This window comes from Peteryoungia algae (genome assembly GCF_030369675.1).
In the GTDB taxonomy this organism is placed as follows: Bacteria; Pseudomonadota; Alphaproteobacteria; order Rhizobiales; family Rhizobiaceae; genus Allorhizobium; species Allorhizobium algae.
Genome location: NZ_CP128477.1, coordinates 1,142,228 through 1,158,479, shown reverse-complemented (window position 1 = coordinate 1,158,479; position 16,252 = coordinate 1,142,228). Strand labels below are relative to the sequence as shown.

General features: G+C 62.3%; 12 protein-coding genes. 6 read left to right on the top strand and 6 right to left on the bottom strand.

Annotation, left to right across the window (positions count from 1 at the left end):
- Nucleotides 1-28: 28 nt before the first annotated feature.
- Nucleotides 29-523 (bottom strand): SixA phosphatase family protein, encoded by a 495-nt coding sequence (locus QTL56_RS05820; protein WP_229575659.1) that lies wholly within the window; start codon nucleotides 521-523, stop codon nucleotides 29-31.
- Nucleotides 524-787: 264 nt separating this feature from the next.
- Between QTL56_RS05820 and dksA the strand changes: the two genes are divergently transcribed.
- Entirely contained in the window at nucleotides 788-1,207 is a 420-nt protein-coding gene (gene dksA, locus QTL56_RS05815; protein WP_112243309.1) for an RNA polymerase-binding protein DksA, read from the top strand.
- Nucleotides 1,208-1,291: 84 nt separating this feature from the next.
- On the opposite strand, the gene QTL56_RS05810 is transcribed toward dksA, so the two are convergent.
- On the bottom strand, nucleotides 1,292-2,770 hold the full coding sequence (locus QTL56_RS05810; protein WP_245136714.1) for a flagellar biosynthetic protein FliO: 1,479 nt from the start codon (nucleotides 2,768-2,770) through the stop codon (nucleotides 1,292-1,294).
- 257 nt (nucleotides 2,771-3,027) lie between these two features.
- On the opposite strand from QTL56_RS05810, the gene cckA reads away from it, so the two are divergent.
- The gene (gene cckA / locus QTL56_RS05805; RefSeq protein ID WP_245136715.1) at nucleotides 3,028-5,649 is read left to right on the top strand and encodes a cell cycle histidine kinase CckA; all 2,622 of its coding nucleotides are present in this window, start codon (nucleotides 3,028-3,030) and stop codon (nucleotides 5,647-5,649) included.
- Between the two features lie 90 nt (nucleotides 5,650-5,739).
- Here the strand turns inward: cckA and QTL56_RS05800 are convergent, their stop codons facing one another.
- Both QTL56_RS05800 and QTL56_RS05795 read right to left on the bottom strand, forming a co-directional pair.
- Nucleotides 5,740-6,666, bottom strand: coding sequence for a pseudouridine-5'-phosphate glycosidase (locus QTL56_RS05800; RefSeq protein WP_229575656.1), 927 nt, complete (start codon nucleotides 6,664-6,666; stop codon nucleotides 5,740-5,742).
- Nucleotides 6,667-6,694: 28 nt separating this feature from the next.
- Nucleotides 6,695-7,639 (bottom strand): carbohydrate kinase family protein, encoded by a 945-nt coding sequence (locus tag QTL56_RS05795; RefSeq protein WP_245136716.1) that lies wholly within the window; start codon nucleotides 7,637-7,639, stop codon nucleotides 6,695-6,697.
- A gap of 242 nt (nucleotides 7,640-7,881) precedes the next feature.
- Between QTL56_RS05795 and recA the strand changes: the two genes are divergently transcribed.
- Nucleotides 7,882-8,970: a recombinase RecA gene (gene recA, locus QTL56_RS05790; protein WP_245136717.1), complete on the top strand. Its 1,089-nt coding sequence runs from the start codon at nucleotides 7,882-7,884 to the stop codon at nucleotides 8,968-8,970.
- Between the two features lie 153 nt (nucleotides 8,971-9,123).
- Complete coding sequence (gene alaS / locus QTL56_RS05785; protein WP_245136718.1) at nucleotides 9,124-11,781, top strand: alanine--tRNA ligase; 2,658 nt, start codon at nucleotides 9,124-9,126, stop codon at nucleotides 11,779-11,781.
- Nucleotides 11,782-11,913: 132 nt separating this feature from the next.
- Here alaS and QTL56_RS05780 read toward each other — a convergent pair whose 3' ends face one another.
- Nucleotides 11,914-13,551 (bottom strand): SulP family inorganic anion transporter, encoded by a 1,638-nt coding sequence (locus QTL56_RS05780; protein WP_245136719.1) that lies wholly within the window; start codon nucleotides 13,549-13,551, stop codon nucleotides 11,914-11,916.
- 164 nt (nucleotides 13,552-13,715) lie between these two features.
- Between QTL56_RS05780 and QTL56_RS05775 the strand changes: the two genes are divergently transcribed.
- Nucleotides 13,716-14,234, top strand: a complete 519-nt coding sequence (locus QTL56_RS05775; RefSeq protein ID WP_245136720.1) for a hypothetical protein — start codon at nucleotides 13,716-13,718, stop codon at nucleotides 14,232-14,234.
- A gap of 33 nt (nucleotides 14,235-14,267) precedes the next feature.
- On the opposite strand, the gene QTL56_RS05770 is transcribed toward QTL56_RS05775, so the two are convergent.
- A complete protein-coding gene (locus QTL56_RS05770) occupies nucleotides 14,268-15,482 on the bottom strand; it encodes an NADP-dependent isocitrate dehydrogenase (protein ID WP_229575650.1) in 1,215 nt (404 codons plus the stop codon).
- A 224-nt stretch (nucleotides 15,483-15,706) separates the two neighbouring features.
- Between QTL56_RS05770 and QTL56_RS05765 the strand changes: the two genes are divergently transcribed.
- The gene (locus tag QTL56_RS05765; protein ID WP_245136721.1) at nucleotides 15,707-16,243 is read left to right on the top strand and encodes a hypothetical protein; all 537 of its coding nucleotides are present in this window, start codon (nucleotides 15,707-15,709) and stop codon (nucleotides 16,241-16,243) included.
- Nucleotides 16,244-16,252: the final 9 nt, after the last annotated feature.

Sequence of the window (16,252 nt, the reverse complement as noted above, 5' to 3'; positions counted from 1 at the left end):
GAGGCACTCACATTCGGTGAACCCGCGTTCAGCCGATCAGGAAATCCCGCAGCACATAGGCATCGTCGCCCAGGGCGTCGATCACCGCGAGGCCGGATGTCGGGTAGCCCTCGGGCACTGTGCGGCCCATCACCTCGTTGCCGCAAAGGCGCGCGAAGACTTCCTCGATTGCTGGATTGTGGCCGACCAGCATCAGGGCATCGACGCCGCGGGTGGACTGGGCAATTTCCAGGTAGACTTCGGCGGGTGCGTTGTAGAGCGCATCTTCATAACGGAATTCGACCAGGCCGGAAAAGACCCGATTGATCGCGTCCGCGGTCTGGCGGCAGCGTTTTGCGGTCGAGCAGATGGCGAGATCGGGGCGGTAGCCCTTGTCTGCAGCCGTCTCCGCGAGCAGTTCGGCTTCTGCAAAGCCAGCGTCCGCGAGGCTGCGGTCGAAATCTCGACCACCGGGCTCGGCCCAGCCGGATTTCGCATGGCGTAGCAGATAGATCCGCTTTGGAGGCTGAATGGAGGGCGTCATCCGTTGGGGTATCCGCGTGCGATGGAGCTCGTCATTGACGTACCGGTTCTTGGGCCTCGCCGTCAACCAGGCGAAGGAGCGGCCGGCATCACCCAGTGGGAAGTATCGGAGCTCGGTGTCGAAACAAATTATGCTTAAAAAATAGAAATTTAGATCAAAAATGTAACGGATTTAAAAATGGCTTTGAAACAGTCAGAAGGCTTGAACCGGTTGCCTTGAAAGGTTATACACCCGCCCATTGAGATGTTCTTCAGGAGAATCGCGTTGAGTGAGAAGATCAATCTTAGCAATTATGTACTCTCGGAAGACGATGAGTTCATGAATGCGAACCAGCGGGCGTACTTCAGGGCCAAGCTTGTCGCATGGAAGAACGACATCCTCCGCGAAGCGCGAGAGACGCTCGGTCACCTCGCAGAAGAAAGCGCCAACCACCCTGATCTCGCTGATCGGGCTTCCTCGGAAACCGATAGAGCCATCGAACTCAGAGCCCGCGATCGCCAGCGCAAGCTGATTTCGAAGATCGACGCCGCGCTGCAGCGTATCGATGATGGCACCTACGGCTATTGCGAGGAAACCGGGGAGCCAATCGGTCTCAAGCGTCTCGACGCTCGTCCGATCGCAACTCTTTCGATCGAAGCCCAGGAGCGGCACGAGCGCCGTGAAAAGGTCTATCGCGACGAGTGACGCTTCGGCATTCCCGGCAATCGCAACAAAAATCTCAGACCCGCCATTGGCGGGTCTTTTTTTATGGCGCCAGTCCGCTTTTCGTCAGGGGTTTCGGCTGGCCGACATCTCGCCGAAGATGCGGGCGATTTCGTTTTGCAGATTGGGCTCTTCGCCCGGCTTGGCCGGGTTCTGCCCCGGCGCTGGCCGGTTGCCTTCGGGCAAGACTGCTGACACCGGCGGGCGGGGCCGATCGGCACGCGTTTCCGGGAGGATGGGCGAAATCGTCGGGGCGGGCCGGGCGGCCGGAACGGGATCTTCCGCCAGATGCAAGGCCATTTCCTCTTCCAGGACACGCTCGAAGTCGCTCATGTCACGTTTGGGCGCTTCGCTTGCGTCGACAGAGGGCGTGATGTCGGTCGTCGGTTCTGCTCGATGCGGCTGCTGACTGACGACCGGCGTGGGCGGAGGCTGCGGCGCAAGCACCCGCTGGCGTGCCGCTTCGAGCAGTTCCTCTGCCGCCGGTGGATCAATGACGGGCGGTGGAATGCGTGCAGGCTCTGCCGGGACAAAGTTTCGGTTTTCATCTGGGGCCGCGGGTCGGACCTCGTTTGCCATTACGGGTTCGACACGGTTCATTCGGACCGTCTCGATTGACGGCGTACCGACCGTCATACCTGGCTCGATGACCGTCGTTGTCCGGAACGCCTCCGGTTCGGCACGGATCCGCTCGAAATCGCCCGTTGCGGGTGCCCTATCGGCCTCGACGGACATGACCGGTTCGAGTTGCGCGGTGTGCTGCACTGCAGGGGCTTCGGCTGCCCTTGGCCGATCGGCCGAGGGCGCGGGGCGCGACACGGGTTGGATCGTCGCGGCTTCTGCGGCAACTGTTGGTGCTGGCTCGACAGGTTTGCCTGTTGTCGGCGGGGGTGGGGCATGCATCACGGTGGTTGCGGCGGCAGCCATGGGCAAAGCAGTCGCAGCAACCGGCTTTTCCATCGGGGGTTCTGGCCGGCGCGCCGGGATCGTTGGTGCAGGTTTGCTCTCGGCGGCATCCCCGGCTTTGGCGGCTGGCCTGGCTGGCAGCGGTGAGGGGTCCGTCTTTGGCGGTCCGGCAATTGGTTGGCGGCGTGCGAGCGGCTCGGCGGGCGGTGCCGCCACGGCTGCTGCCGGCGCAGTGATCATCGGTGCCGGCGGCTCTGCTGGCGCCAGGTTCGCCTGCGCGGCGGAATTTGGCAATGTGGACTGGTCTTCTTCGCCCTGCTGCGTCAAAGGGCGGGCGTTCAGATAGGGCCTGTCGTCGCCAATGCCGCTCTCGATGACGATATCCGTGGGGCCGCCGATCATCACGAGATGCTCGATATTGTCGCGGCGGATCAGCACGATGCGGCGGCGCGTGTCGACGGCGGCGGCATCCAGCACCTGAAGGCGGGGCTGGCGATTGCGGCCACCACGCACGAAGGGCGAGGGTGCCCGGTTGCGCAAAATCCAGAGCACGACAAAAAGGCAGAGCAGGGCGAGGCTGACGCCCAGTGCCGCCACGAGAAATCGATTGCCATAGGCCGCGATCAGGTCATCCAGCATGTGCGTGCTCCTTTTGTCAGGCTTTCTGGCAGAAGACGCTCCCTTCCGCAATCTTGAGCGAAGGCGAGATATGGGGTCCACAACGCGGCAACGGCCTGAATGCTCCGTCAGGATTGCGGCATTCCTGTGGGAGAGCGGCTTTGCAGGGCATTCTGGCCCTTTCTTTCCTTTTTGCGGTTACGGCAAGTTGATAAACAGGAGAAAGCGCCGATTCTCGCTTGGTCGATCCATCCGGGCGCTTTTTGCAAGAGGCATCAATGACACGACAGCAGTTCGATCGAGATGGAGACGGCCCCCTGGTCGATCGCCGCAGTGGCGCCGGTATGGTGTTTCGTATCCTGCTGCTTGCTCTTGTGCTCATCGCAACCTCGGCGGCCTTCATCTTCTTCCGCGACCAGCTCGACAATCAGATGGTGCTGGGAGTGCTCGGCATCCTCGCGATGATGGGCATTTTCTTCATCGTCTCCGCCGTCATCGGTTTCGTCGAGGTCATGCCGCAGTCGCAAGGCGATACGCTCGCCCGCCGTTTCCTTTCCAGCCAGCCCGACGGCACGCTGATCACGGATGTCGAGGGGCGGATCGTGTTTGCCAACCAGGCCTATGGCGCGATGACCGGCGCGCGCAAGGCCACGGAAGTCCAGACGCTGGAGGCGTTGCTGTCGCGCTACCGCGAATCAAGCGAGGCTTTGTACCGGCTGACAAACGGCCTGCGCGAGGGGCGCAACGGCCACGAGGAGTTCCGGCTCCTCAAGCCGCTGGGAAGCCAGACGGTGAACGGGTCCGGCGCCCATTGGTATCGCCTGAAAGCGCGGCTTCTGCCCGGAGAAGGGCGGGGCAAGCCCCAGCATGTCTGGCAGATTTCAGACATCACAGCAGAGCGCGACGATCAGGAGCGGTTCTTCAAGGAGCTTCAGCACGCGATCGATTATCTCGACCACGCACCGGCGGGTTTCTTCTCCGCCGGTCGCAAGGGAGAGATCTATTATCTGAATGCGACGCTCGCCGAATGGCTGGGGGTCGACCTCACCCAGTTCAATCCCGGCTCCATGACGATCACGGACCTTGTCGCCGGTGAGGGCATGGCGCTGATCAACTCGGTGCAGGCCGAGCCCGGACAGGCCCGCACCGAAACGCTCGACCTTGATCTGCGCCGCGTCAACGGACAGAGCCTGCCGGTGCGACTCGTGCATCGCGTGCGCGCTGCCCGCGACGGAGCGCCGGGGGAAAGCCGCTCGATCGTGCTGTCCCGCGCCCAGGGCGAGGGCGGCGACCAGTCGGATTCCGTCGCTTCGATGCGGTTTACCCGCTTCTTCAACAATACGCCGATGGCGATCGCCTCCGTCGATGGAGAGGGTCGCATACTGCGCACCAATGCTCCGTTCATGAAGCTCTTCGCCGACGTCATTTCACGCGACGAGATCGATCAGCACGGGCTGATCGAGGTGGTGCTGCACGAGGGCGATCGCGACGACTTCCGGGAGGCGCTGGCCGCCGCCATGGACCGGCAGGTCGACATATCGCCGATCGACAGCCGCCATCCGACCAATGACACCCGGCACTTCCGCTTCTACGTCAACGCCGTGATCGATCAGAGCGACGAAGCGCCGGAAGAGGCGGCCATCGTCTATGCTGTCGATGTGACCGACCAGAAGGCGCTCGAGGCGCAGATGGCGCAGACGCAGAAGATGAACGCTGTCGGCACGCTGGCCGGCGGCATCGCGCATGACTTCAACAATGTGCTCACTGCCATCCTCCTGTCTTCCGACCATCTGCTCTTGCAGGCCCGCCCCTCGGATGCGAGTTTCGCCGATCTCATGGAGATCAAGCGCAATGCCAACCGCGCGGCCGTTCTGGTGCGCCAGTTGCTCGCCTTCTCGCGCAAGCAGACGATGCGGCCGAGCGTGCTCAACCTGACGGATGTGATCGGCGATCTCAGAATGCTGGTCGATCGGCTCATTTCCGGCAGCAATGTCAAGCTCAGGGTCGAATATGGCCGGGATCTCTGGCCGGTGAAGACGGACCTGTCGCAGTTCGAGCAGGTGCTGATCAATCTGTGCGTCAACGCGCGCGACGCCATGCCGGACGGAGGGGCCATCACCGTCTCCACGCGCAATATTGACGCTGAGGAAGCCGGCGCCTTCGGTTATCGTGGACTGCCGTCGGAAGACATGGTGCTGGTCGAAGTGGCCGATACAGGCACGGGCATCGCGCCCGAAATCATGGACAAGATCTTCGAGCCCTTCTTCACCACCAAGGAAGTGGGCAAGGGCACGGGTCTCGGCCTTGCCATGGTCTATGGCATCGTCAAGCAGTCGGGCGGCTACATCTATCCCGAATCGGAAGTGGGCAAGGGAACGACGTTCCGCATCTTCCTGCCCCGGCATGTGCCCGAGGTGCAGCCGGTCATCGAGGGACAGGTCTCGACCGCACTCAACGGGGATGCGATCACGGTTGCCAAGTCCGGCGGCAATGCCGAACCGCAGGATGCGCCGGATCTGACGGGCAAGTCGGCCGTGGTCCTGCTCGTTGAAGACGAGGAGGCGGTGCGGCGCGGCGGCAAGCGCATGCTGGAGACGCGTGGCTACACCGTGCATGAGGCTGGTTCCGGCGTCGAGGCACTCGACATCATGGACGAACTCAACGGGGCGGTGGACATCGTCGTCTCCGACGTCGTGATGCCCGAGATGGACGGCCCCACCCTGCTCACCGAACTGCGCAAGACATATCCGGACCTGAAGTTCATTTTCGTGTCGGGCTACGCCGAGGACGCGTTTGCCCGCAATCTGCCGGCGGATGCCAAGTTCGGCTTCCTGCCCAAGCCATTCTCGTTGAAGCAGCTCGCCGTCGCCGTGCGCGAAATGCTGGATGGCGAAGGCTGAGGACTTCCACAGCCTATGGACTATCGCGGAATGAAAGAACCCGCCGGATCGCTCCGGCGGGTTCTTCTTTTTCTCGGGTGATCTCGACTGTCAGCCGTTCATGGCGACGGCGATCTCGGCGGCGAGGCGCGCATTGTTTTCGACGAGTGCGATATTGGTCTTGAGCGAACGTCCACCTGTCAGGTGGAAGATGTTGTCGAGCAGATAGGGGGTGACCTGCTTGCCGGCGATCTCGTCGCGCTCGGCATTTGCAAGTGCGCGGCTGATGTAGATCTCCATCTCTTCGCGTGGGATCTCGTCGGATTCCGGAACCGGATTGGCGATGAGCATACCGCCGTCGATGCCGAGCTGATCCCGCATCTTCTGGAAATTCGCGATGGCTGCCGGGCTCTGCAGGTTGAGCACGCTCTTGAGGCCGGAGCTGCGCGACCAGAAGGCCGGGAAGTCCTCGCTGTCGAACGTGACAACGGGAACGCCGCGTGTTTCGAGCACTTCCAGCGTCTTCGGAATGTCGAGAATGGCCTTCGGGCCGGCCGAGACGACGATGACCGCGGTGCGGGCGAGCTCTTCCAGGTCGGCTGAAATGTCGAAGGTCTCTTCCGCGCCGCGATGCACGCCGCCGATGCCACCGGTGGCGAAAACATGGATGCCGGCGCGATAGGCGGCGATCATGGTCGCAGCGACGGTCGTCGCTCCGTTGCGGCGCTCGGCGATCGCGAAGGCCAGATCGGCGCGCGAGAGCTTCATGACATGCTCCATCTGCGCCAGCGCTTCCAGCTCTGCCGGCTCGAGGCCGATATGCAGCACGCCCTTGATGACGGCGATGGTCGCGGGAACCGCGCCCTGCTGGCGGACGATGTCCTCGACGCTGCGGGCCATTTGCAGATTGCCGGGATAGGGCATGCCATGGGTGATGATGGTCGATTCGAGTGCCACGATCGGGGCGCCGCGCTGCTTTGCGGCGCTGACTTCACTCGAATAGGTGATCGGCAGGAGAGGAGAGATGGAACGGGTCATGGGGGGCTTCCGCTTGAAATTCAGGTTCTCATGACAGGAAACGGGCGGCTGGGACAAGTGCCAACTGGCTTGCCAGCCGCTCCTGCGACAGGTTTTCGTCGGTTGCGTTCAATGATGCGAGGGTGATCGCGGCACTGGCGGTGCCGTGTCGCAAGGCTTCAGCGAGAGATGCGCCGGTCAGGCGCGCATCGAGGAAGCCGGCTGCAAAGGCATCGCCTGCACCGGTCACATCGGCGATTTTTTCCAGCGGCAAGGGTTCGATCAGCGCCATGCCGTCGGGATCGAAGGCGATCGTGGGACCGCTGCCGCTGGTCACAGTCCCGCCTCGGAGGCCCCTGGCGCGCAGCAGAGCCGGCCAGTCTTCCGGTCCTTCGGGCCGCTCGCCGGCAATCGCCTCGGCCTCGGCTCCGTTCATGAAGAGATGGCTGAGATGGGGCAGGGCTGCCCGGAACTTGATGACCTTCGCCGGTGAAATGGCGATGGCGGATATGCCCTTTCCGGCCGCATGGCAGGACGCCGCGAGCGTGGTCAGGGTGTCTGCCGGCAGGTTCGCATCGGTGAGGACGTGGCCCGCGAGCGCCAGGCTGTCGCGCAGCGATCGCGCCTTCAGCCGCCGTGCCGTGAAAGCGTCATACAAGGCCATGTCGGCCAGCGCGATGACCAGATTGCCGTCGCGCTCCAGAATGGCTGTGTAGCTCGGGGTCGCCCGATCCAGGAACATCACCGGCTGGTCTTCAAGGCCGGCGCGGCTGGCCGCGTCAGCCACCATCTGGCCGGCCGCATCGCCCCCCCGGGGAGCAATCAGGCGGACGGCACGACCGAGACGCGAGAGATTGCAGGCTGCATTGAAAACCCCGCCGCCGGCTTCCTCGAACCATGCGCCGGGATTGCTGGCGCCGGGCTTTGTATCCCCCAGGATGCGTGCGCGGCGGTCGATATGCGCGCCACCGATTGCCAGGATATCGACGGTCATGTGCACCTCTCCGCGGCCCGGATTTCACGAATCGAAATCGGCAGGCCCGCTCTGTCGACGGTCCCGACAGGGCATTGTCGCGACGTCGATGCCCCGCGCGGAACATATTTCGAACATGAGTTCAAAAACGATGTTATATCAATTGCTTCGCGGAGACTTGCAAAACAAGAACAAAAAGGGTACATGTTGCTCATCGGCGGCTTCATTGCCTATGCGGCCTCAATAACCTAAAGGTGGATCGAATGGCACAGAATTCTTTGCGGCTTGTAGAGGACAAATTGGTGGATAAAAGCAAGGCATTGGAGGCGGCGCTCTCGCAGATCGAACGGTCGTTCGGCAAGGGCTCGATCATGAAGCTCGGCGCGAACGAGAGCGTGGTCGAAGTCGAGACGGTCTCGACGGGGTCGCTCAGCCTCGACATCGCGCTCGGCATTGGCGGCCTGCCGAAGGGCCGCATCGTTGAAATTTACGGGCCGGAAAGCTCGGGCAAGACGACGCTGGCGCTGCAGACAATTGCCGAAGCCCAGAAGAAGGGCGGCATCTGCGCCTTCGTCGACGCCGAGCATGCGCTCGATCCGGTCTATGCCCGAAAGCTGGGTGTCGACCTGCAGAACCTGCTGATCTCGCAGCCGGATACCGGTGAACAGGCGCTTGAAATCACTGACACGCTTGTCCGTTCCGGTGCGATCGACGTGCTGGTCGTCGATTCGGTCGCAGCGCTGACCCCGCGCGCCGAAATCGAGGGCGAAATGGGCGATAGCCTGCCTGGCATGCAGGCCCGCCTGATGAGCCAGGCGCTGCGCAAGCTCACCGCTTCGATCTCCAAGTCGAAGACGATGGTGATCTTCATCAACCAGATCCGCATGAAGATCGGCGTCATGTTCGGTTCGCCGGAAACCACGACCGGCGGTAACGCACTGAAGTTCTATGCCTCGGTTCGTCTCGATATCCGCCGCATCGGTGCGGTCAAGGATCGCGAAGAGGTTGTCGGCAACCAGACCCGCGTCAAGGTCGTCAAGAACAAGATGGCACCTCCCTTCAAGCAGGTCGAATTCGACATCATGTATGGCGAAGGCGTCTCCAAGACCGGCGAACTCGTTGATCTCGGGGTCAAGGCTGGTATCGTCGAGAAGGCGGGCGCCTGGTTCTCCTACAATAGCCAGCGTCTCGGTCAGGGGCGTGAAAATGCCAAGCTGTTCCTGCGTGACAACCCGGCAATGGCCCAGGAGATCGAGATGGCGCTGCGCCAGAATGCCGGTCTGATCGCGGAAAAATTCCTGCAGAACGGTGGGCCTGACGCCAATGACGGCGATGGTGCCGACGACGCGTAAGCCAGTCGTCCACCTTTGTGATATTTGTCGGCCGCGTTTCCCTGGAGACGCGGCCGGTTTTCGTTGCGGCTGCTGGACAGGGAGGAAGCCGGGCGATAAAAGCCATTGATTTTGCAAATTGGCCGGCTTCCCGGCCTGAATGAAGGGCGTGACATGAGCGGTGTAAACGACATCCGGTCGACTTTTCTCGACTACTTCAAGACGAACGGTCACGAGGTCGTTTCCTCCAGTCCGCTGGTGCCGCGCAACGATCCGACGCTGATGTTCACCAATGCCGGCATGGTGCAGTTCAAGAACGTCTTTACCGGACTGGAGCAGCGTCCCTACACGACGGCCGCGACCGCGCAGAAATGCGTGCGCGCCGGCGGCAAGCACAACGACCTCGACAATGTCGGATACACCGCGCGCCACCATACCTTCTTCGAAATGCTCGGCAATTTCTCGTTCGGCGACTATTTCAAAGAACGCGCGATCGAGCTCGCCTGGAACCTGATCACCAAGGAATTCGGCATCGACCGCAACCGCCTGCTGGTCACCGTCTACCATACGGATGACGAGGCGCATGGCCTGTGGAAGAAGATCGCCGGTCTTTCGGACGACAAGATTATCCGCATCAAGACCAGTGACAATTTCTGGGCCATGGGTGACACCGGCCCCTGTGGCCCGTGTTCGGAAATCTTCTACGATCATGGCGACCATATCTGGGGTGGCCCTCCGGGCTCGCCCGAAGAAGACGGTGATCGCTTCATCGAGATCTGGAACCTCGTCTTCATGCAATACGAGCAGATCACCAAGGACGAGCGGGTCGATCTGCCGCGCCCGTCGATCGACACCGGCATGGGCCTCGAGCGTGTCGCAGCGCTTCTGCAGGGGCGCCACGACAATTACGACATCGACCTCTTCCGCGCGCTGATCGATGCTTCGGTCGACCTGACCGGCGTCAAGGCCGAGGGCGAGCGCCGCGCCAGCCACCGGGTCATCGCCGACCACCTGCGCTCGTCGGCCTTCCTGATCGCCGACGGCGTGCTGCCGTCGAACGAGGGCCGTGGCTACGTGCTTCGCCGCATCATGCGCCGCGCCATGCGCCATGCGCAGCTTCTCGGCGCGAAGGATCCGATCATCTACAAGCTCCTGCCTGTTCTCGTGCAGCAGATGGGCCGCGCCTATCCGGAACTGGTCCGTGCCGAATCGCTGATCTCCGAGACGCTGAAGCTCGAGGAGAGCCGCTTCCGCAAGACGCTGGAACGCGGATTGACGCTTCTGTCGGATGCGACGGCAACCCTCGACAATGGTGACAGCCTCGACGGCGAAACCGCCTTCAAGCTCTACGACACCTATGGCTTCCCGCTCGACCTGACGCAGGATGCGTTGCGCGGTCGTGGTATCGGCGTCGACCTCACCGGCTTCAATGACGCCATGCAGCGCCAGAAGGCGGAAGCGCGCGCCAGCTGGTCGGGCTCCGGCGACAAGGCGACCGAGACCGTCTGGTTCGAGCTCAAGGAGAAGTTCGGCGCGACCGAATTCCTGGGTTACAGTTCCGAGACGGCCGAAGGCCAGGTTCTCGCCGTCGTCAAGGATGGCAAGGTCGTCGAGCACGCAAGCGCCGGCGAACAGGTACAGATCGTCGTCAACCAGACGCCGTTCTACGGCGAATCGGGTGGCCAGACAGGGGATACGGGCGAGATCGTCGGCGAGGGATACTCGCTTGATGTCACCGATACCCAGAAGAAGGGCGAAGGCGTCTTTGTGCATGTCGCGACCGTGCAGAACGGCGTCGTCAAGGCTGGCGGGGCCGTCACGCTGAACGTCGACCACGCGCGCCGCTCGCGCCTGCGTTCCAACCATTCGGCAACCCACCTCCTGCATGAGGCTCTGCGCGAAGTGCTCGGGACCCATGTGGCCCAGAAGGGCTCGCTGGTTGCCCCTGAGCGCCTGCGTTTCGACATCTCGCATCCGAAGCCGATTTCGGCGGAGGAACTGAAGGTTGTCGAGGAGATGGCCAACGAGATCATTCTGCAGAACTCGCCGGTCACGACCCGCCTGATGGCGGTCGACGACGCGATCGCAGAAGGCGCCATGGCGCTGTTCGGCGAGAAATACGGCGATGAAGTCCGCGTCGTGTCGATGGGCACGGCGCTGCGCGGCGACAAGGCTGGCAAGGCCTATTCGATCGAACTCTGCGGTGGAACACATGTGTCGGCAACGGGCGATATCGGCCTTGTGCGCCTGGTCGGCGAAAGCACAGTGGGTGCTGGCGTGCGCCGTCTCGAGGCGCTGACCGGAGAGGCGGCTCGTGCCTATCTTTCCGAGCAGGACGAGCGGGTAAAGACGCTCGCATCGACGCTGAAGGTGCAGCCGACGGATGTCGTCACGCGCGTCGAGGCGCTCGTCGAGGAACGCCGCAAGCTCGAAAAGGAGCTGGCGGATGCCAAGCGCAAACTCGCCATGGGTGGCGGTGCCGCCGGTGGTGCCGATGCGCCGAAGCAGATCAATGGCGTCAATTTCATCGGTCGCACGCTTGCCGGCATCGATGCGAAGGACCTCAAGGGCATGGCGGACGAGGCCAAGGCGGGGCTTGCAACCGCCGTTGTCCTGCTGATTGCTGTTGCCGAAGACGGCAAGGCGAGCGCCGTCGTGTCGGTGACACCTGACCTGACCGATCGTTTCAGCGCCGTCGATCTCGTGCGTATCGCTTCTGCCGCACTCGGCGGCAAGGGTGGCGGCGGACGGCCGGACATGGCCCAGGCCGGCGGCCCGGATGGTGCTGAGGCCGATGCGGCGATTGCCGCGGTCGAGGCAGCGCTCAACTGAAGAAACGGAAACGGGGCCGGCGGTGTCGCTGGCCCCTGTCCGCTTGCCTGGGCACTGGCTGGCTGGGGCACTGGCTGGCTGGCGCTCCAGAACATGCTGCGAGAGGGCGCAATGATCGCCCAGCACATCCGTCTATGACGGATCCTTAGATCCCCCGCGTTCTGCGATCTGCCGGCGGGCTTCATCGAAGGAAGGGACGAAGTGCACCCCATGTTCCGGTACCTCGTGATGCAGCAGCATCTGCTGCATCTCCGGGCGATCCGAAATCACATAGACCTGCACATCTTGCCGGACGGCCTTGCGAATGACGCCGGCAAGCAGATTGACGCCCGAGGTGTCGATGAAACGGATCCCGTGGCAGTCTAGGACGAGATTGCGGTGATCATCGGCAATCCTGTCGAGAACGGCGCTCGCGGCCGCCACGGCGCCAAAGAAGAAGGCCCCGTCCAGTCGATAGGTCACTGTTTCCGCGTCCATTTCCTCCAGCGGGCTCTCGACCTTTTCCGGTGTGATGCGGACATTTCTCGACATGTGATGGATGAACTGCAGGGCCGCCAGCGAGAAGCCCACGACAATGCCTTCCGTCAGGTCGCGGAAGACGACGAGCAGGAAGGTGACGGCGAGTATCAGCGTTTCGCCGCGCGAGGAGCGGACCAGAGCCGCGATCGCCGATTTCTCCACCATGTTCCAGGAGACGACCGCCAGCACGCCGGCAAGGGCTGCGAGCGGAATGTAGGCGGCAAGCGGCGCTGCGACCAGCATGAAGACGAGCAGGAAGACAGCATGCAGCATGCCGGAAACCGGGCTGGTGCCACCGGCGCGTACATTGGTCGCCGTTCGGGCGATCGTCCCGGTCACGCAGATGCCGCCGAACAGGGCAGAGGCAATATTGGCCACACCCTGGCCCACCAGTTCGGTGTTGGATCGGTGCCGGCGGCCTGTCATGCCGTCGGCGACGACGGCCGATAGCAGGGACTCGATGGCGCCGAGCAAGGCAAAGGCGATGGCATCGGGAAGCACGGCGATTGCGAGATCAAGCGAAAGATGCGGCAGCGCCGGCATCGGCAAGCCGGAGGGGATGCCGCCGAATTTGGATCCGATGGTCGAGACGGGAAGGTCGAGAGCGGCGGACGCAGCCGAGGCTACGACAACCGCGATCAACAGGCCGGGCCAGGACGGGCGGTAGCGGCGCAACAGCAGAATGACGCCGACCGTAAGCCCGGCCATGGCGGCTGCGGCCGGCGAAAAACCGGGCAGGGCAGCCGCGATGGCAGATAGCTTCTCGGCCAGCGGGCCGGGTTCTCCACCGGGAAAGCGCAAGCCGAGCAATTCGCTGATCTGACTGGCAAAGATGATCACCGCGATGCCCGCCGTGAAGCCGACGGTCACGGGATAGGGGATGAACTTGATGTAAATTCCGATCCGCAGGAGCCCGCAGGCGATCAGCATCATGCCGGCCATCGCGGTGGCCAGAATGAGGCCGTCGATGCCGTGGCTTGCAACGGTGGCACTGACGAGCACGATGAAGGCACCGGCCGGACCGCCGATCTGGTGGCGGCTGCCGCCAAGCAGGGATACGAGGAAGCCGCCGATGATTGCGGTGTATAGGCCGCGGTCCGGGGTGACGCCCGAGGCGATGGCGATCGCCATGGACAGAGGCAGCGCGACGATGGCCACGGTGAGGCCGGCCAGGGCATCGGCCTTGAACCCGGCTGGACCATATCCTTCTTTGAAAACGCTGACGGTTTTCGGCAGGATGGCTTCGGTCATGATTTTTTCGGTGGCATGTGTCCTGTCACGGCATCCCCCGTTGCCTTTTGGCAGTATTGGAGCCTGAGTCCCGCTGTTTGACAACAGGGCTAAAGGATTAGGCCGGTGTGACAGGCCTCGTCCCGGCTATTCGCCGGGGATGATTTTCCCTATGGAGGTCAATGATGAAAACAGAGACAAGCTACCCGACCCTGATCGTCTATCCCCGCCGCGGCTTCGGGGTTCTCTGGGCCGCCATGGCCGCCATTCTCTTGTCAGTTTCCATTGGCGGGCTGATGGCCAGTCTTCTGGGCGGCGATTGGGCGAGCCTGATGGTTCTCGTCTATCTGGCGCTGATCGCCTTTGCCGTCTTCGGGCTTCGCAAAGGCTGGCGAGATCTGGTCCTCGCCACGCGGCCGGTGATCGAACTCAACAATGAGGAACTGATCGATCTGAGGACCGAGAGACGGATCCCCTGGGCCTCGATGGTCGAGTTGGCCCAGCGCCGTGTCGATGGCCGCTGGCTGGTTGACATCGATTACCTGGACGAGGACGACCCCGATCGTCTCGAGAGTTACGATCTGCCGCTGTCCGGCTACCATATTTCGGCCCGGCGCCTCGGGACCGAGATCCGCAAGCGCTTTGAAGACGTCGATGCCGGGGACGACATTGCCGAGACAGAAAACCCGGCCACGTTGCCGTGACCGGGTTCTGAAGTTTCAAGCCTTGGGCGCCAATCAGGCGGCCATGGCCTTCTTGAGGTTTTCATCGACCTTGTCTAGGAAGGCGGTGGTCGAGAGCCACGGCTGATCGGGACCGATGAGCAGCGCCAGATCCTTGGTCATGAAGCCCGACTCGACGGTGTCGATGCAGACCTTTTCGAGCGTCGCGGCAAAATTTGCCAGTGCCGTATTGTCGTCGAGCTTGGCGCGGTGGGCGAGGCCACGGGTCCAGGCGAAGATCGAGGCGATCGAGTTGGTCGAGGTTTCCTGACCCTTCTGGTGCTGGCGATAATGGCGTGTGACCGTGCCGTGTGCAGCTTCGGCTTCGACCGTGCGGCCATCGGGCGACAGCAGGACCGAGGTCATCAGGCCGAGCGAGCCAAACCCCTGGGCAACCGTGTCGGACTGCACGTCACCGTCGTAGTTCTTGCAGGCCCAGACGTAGCCGCCGGACCACTTGAGCGCGGATGCGACCATGTCGTCGATCAGGCGGTGTTCGTAGACAATGCCGGCTTCCTCGAACTTCGCCTTGAATTCGGCCTGGTAGACTTCCTCGAAGATATCCTTGAAGCGGCCGTCATAGGCCTTCAGAATGGTATTCTTCGTGGACAGGTAGACCGGCCATTTGCGCATCAGGCCATACATCATGGATGCGCGGGCGAATTCGCGGATCGATTCGTCGAGGTTGTACATCGCCATGGCAACGCCGGCGCCAGGAGCGTTGTAAACTTCCTTTTCGATCACTTCGCCGTCTTCGCCAACGAACTTGATCGTCAGCTTGCCCTTGCCGGGGAACTTGAAGTCGGTTGCCTTGTACTGGTCGCCGAAGGCGTGACGGCCAACGACGATCGGCTTGGTCCAGCCGGGAACGAGGCGGGGTACGTTCTTGCAGATGATCGGTTCGCGGAAGATGACGCCGCCGAGGATGTTGCGGATCGTGCCGTTCGGGCTCTTCCACATTTCCTTGAGGTTGAACTCCTTCACGCGCTGTTCGTCCGGGGTGATCGTCGCGCACTTGATGCCGACGCCGTGCTTCTTGATGGCGTGGGCCGCATCGACCGTCACCTGGTCGTTGGTGGCGTCGCGGTTCTCGACCGAAAGGTCGTAATACTCGATGTCGAGATCCAGGTAGGGCAGGATCAGCTTGTCCTTGATGAACTGCCAGATAATGCGGGTCATCTCGTCGCCGTCGAGATCGACGACCGGGTTGGCTACCTTGATCTTGCTCATGAATATCCTCGCGGGGTTGGTGCCTATGGGACGAGCGCGGGGAGGGCGCCGTGCCGATGGCCTGCCTATAACATTCTCTCGGTACAAGGCAAACAGGAGAGGGGGTGTTCAAGGAAATTCTCAGGTCAGACTTTCGGCCTGCATTTGTCCCCAAACTTGGTTGTCTAGGGCTGGCGATTTGCGGCTAAAAGCAGTGTATCGGCAAGAACCCTTCGGAGTGTTCCATGCAACCCCTGTCCGCAGCATTTGTCCTTGGCTTGTTTTTCGCTTCGGTCGCATCGGGTTCCGCCTCAGCCGACGTGACGGAACCGGTTCGAGAGATCGTCGAGGCTGCGGCTCGCAGCTGGGATGATACAATCGACGGGCCGAGCGAAGACGTGTTCAGCGAGGATCGTCTTGCCCGCCTGTTCAGCCGGGATTTTGCCCGGGCCTTCGAGGCGGCATCGAAGAACCCGCCATTCGATCCGCCTGAGGGCGAGACCACCGGCTATCCCTTCGACTATGACCCGATTGCCCAGGGACAGGATGGATGCCCCTTCGAGAACATCAGGATCGAGGATGACGGGGAGGGGCAGGTGACGGCGCTCTTCAACAATCGCCGTTGCTTCGGTGAAGGCGCAGAATACGATGTCGATACGGTCCTGATCTTTCACGTCGTTGACGAAGGGGAGCGGTCTGTGATCGACGACATCTATCCAGTTGTCGATGGACAGAGTGGTACCTCCATCAAGCAGGACCTGAAGGTGCAAGGCGGGATCTGAGCCTTGGCC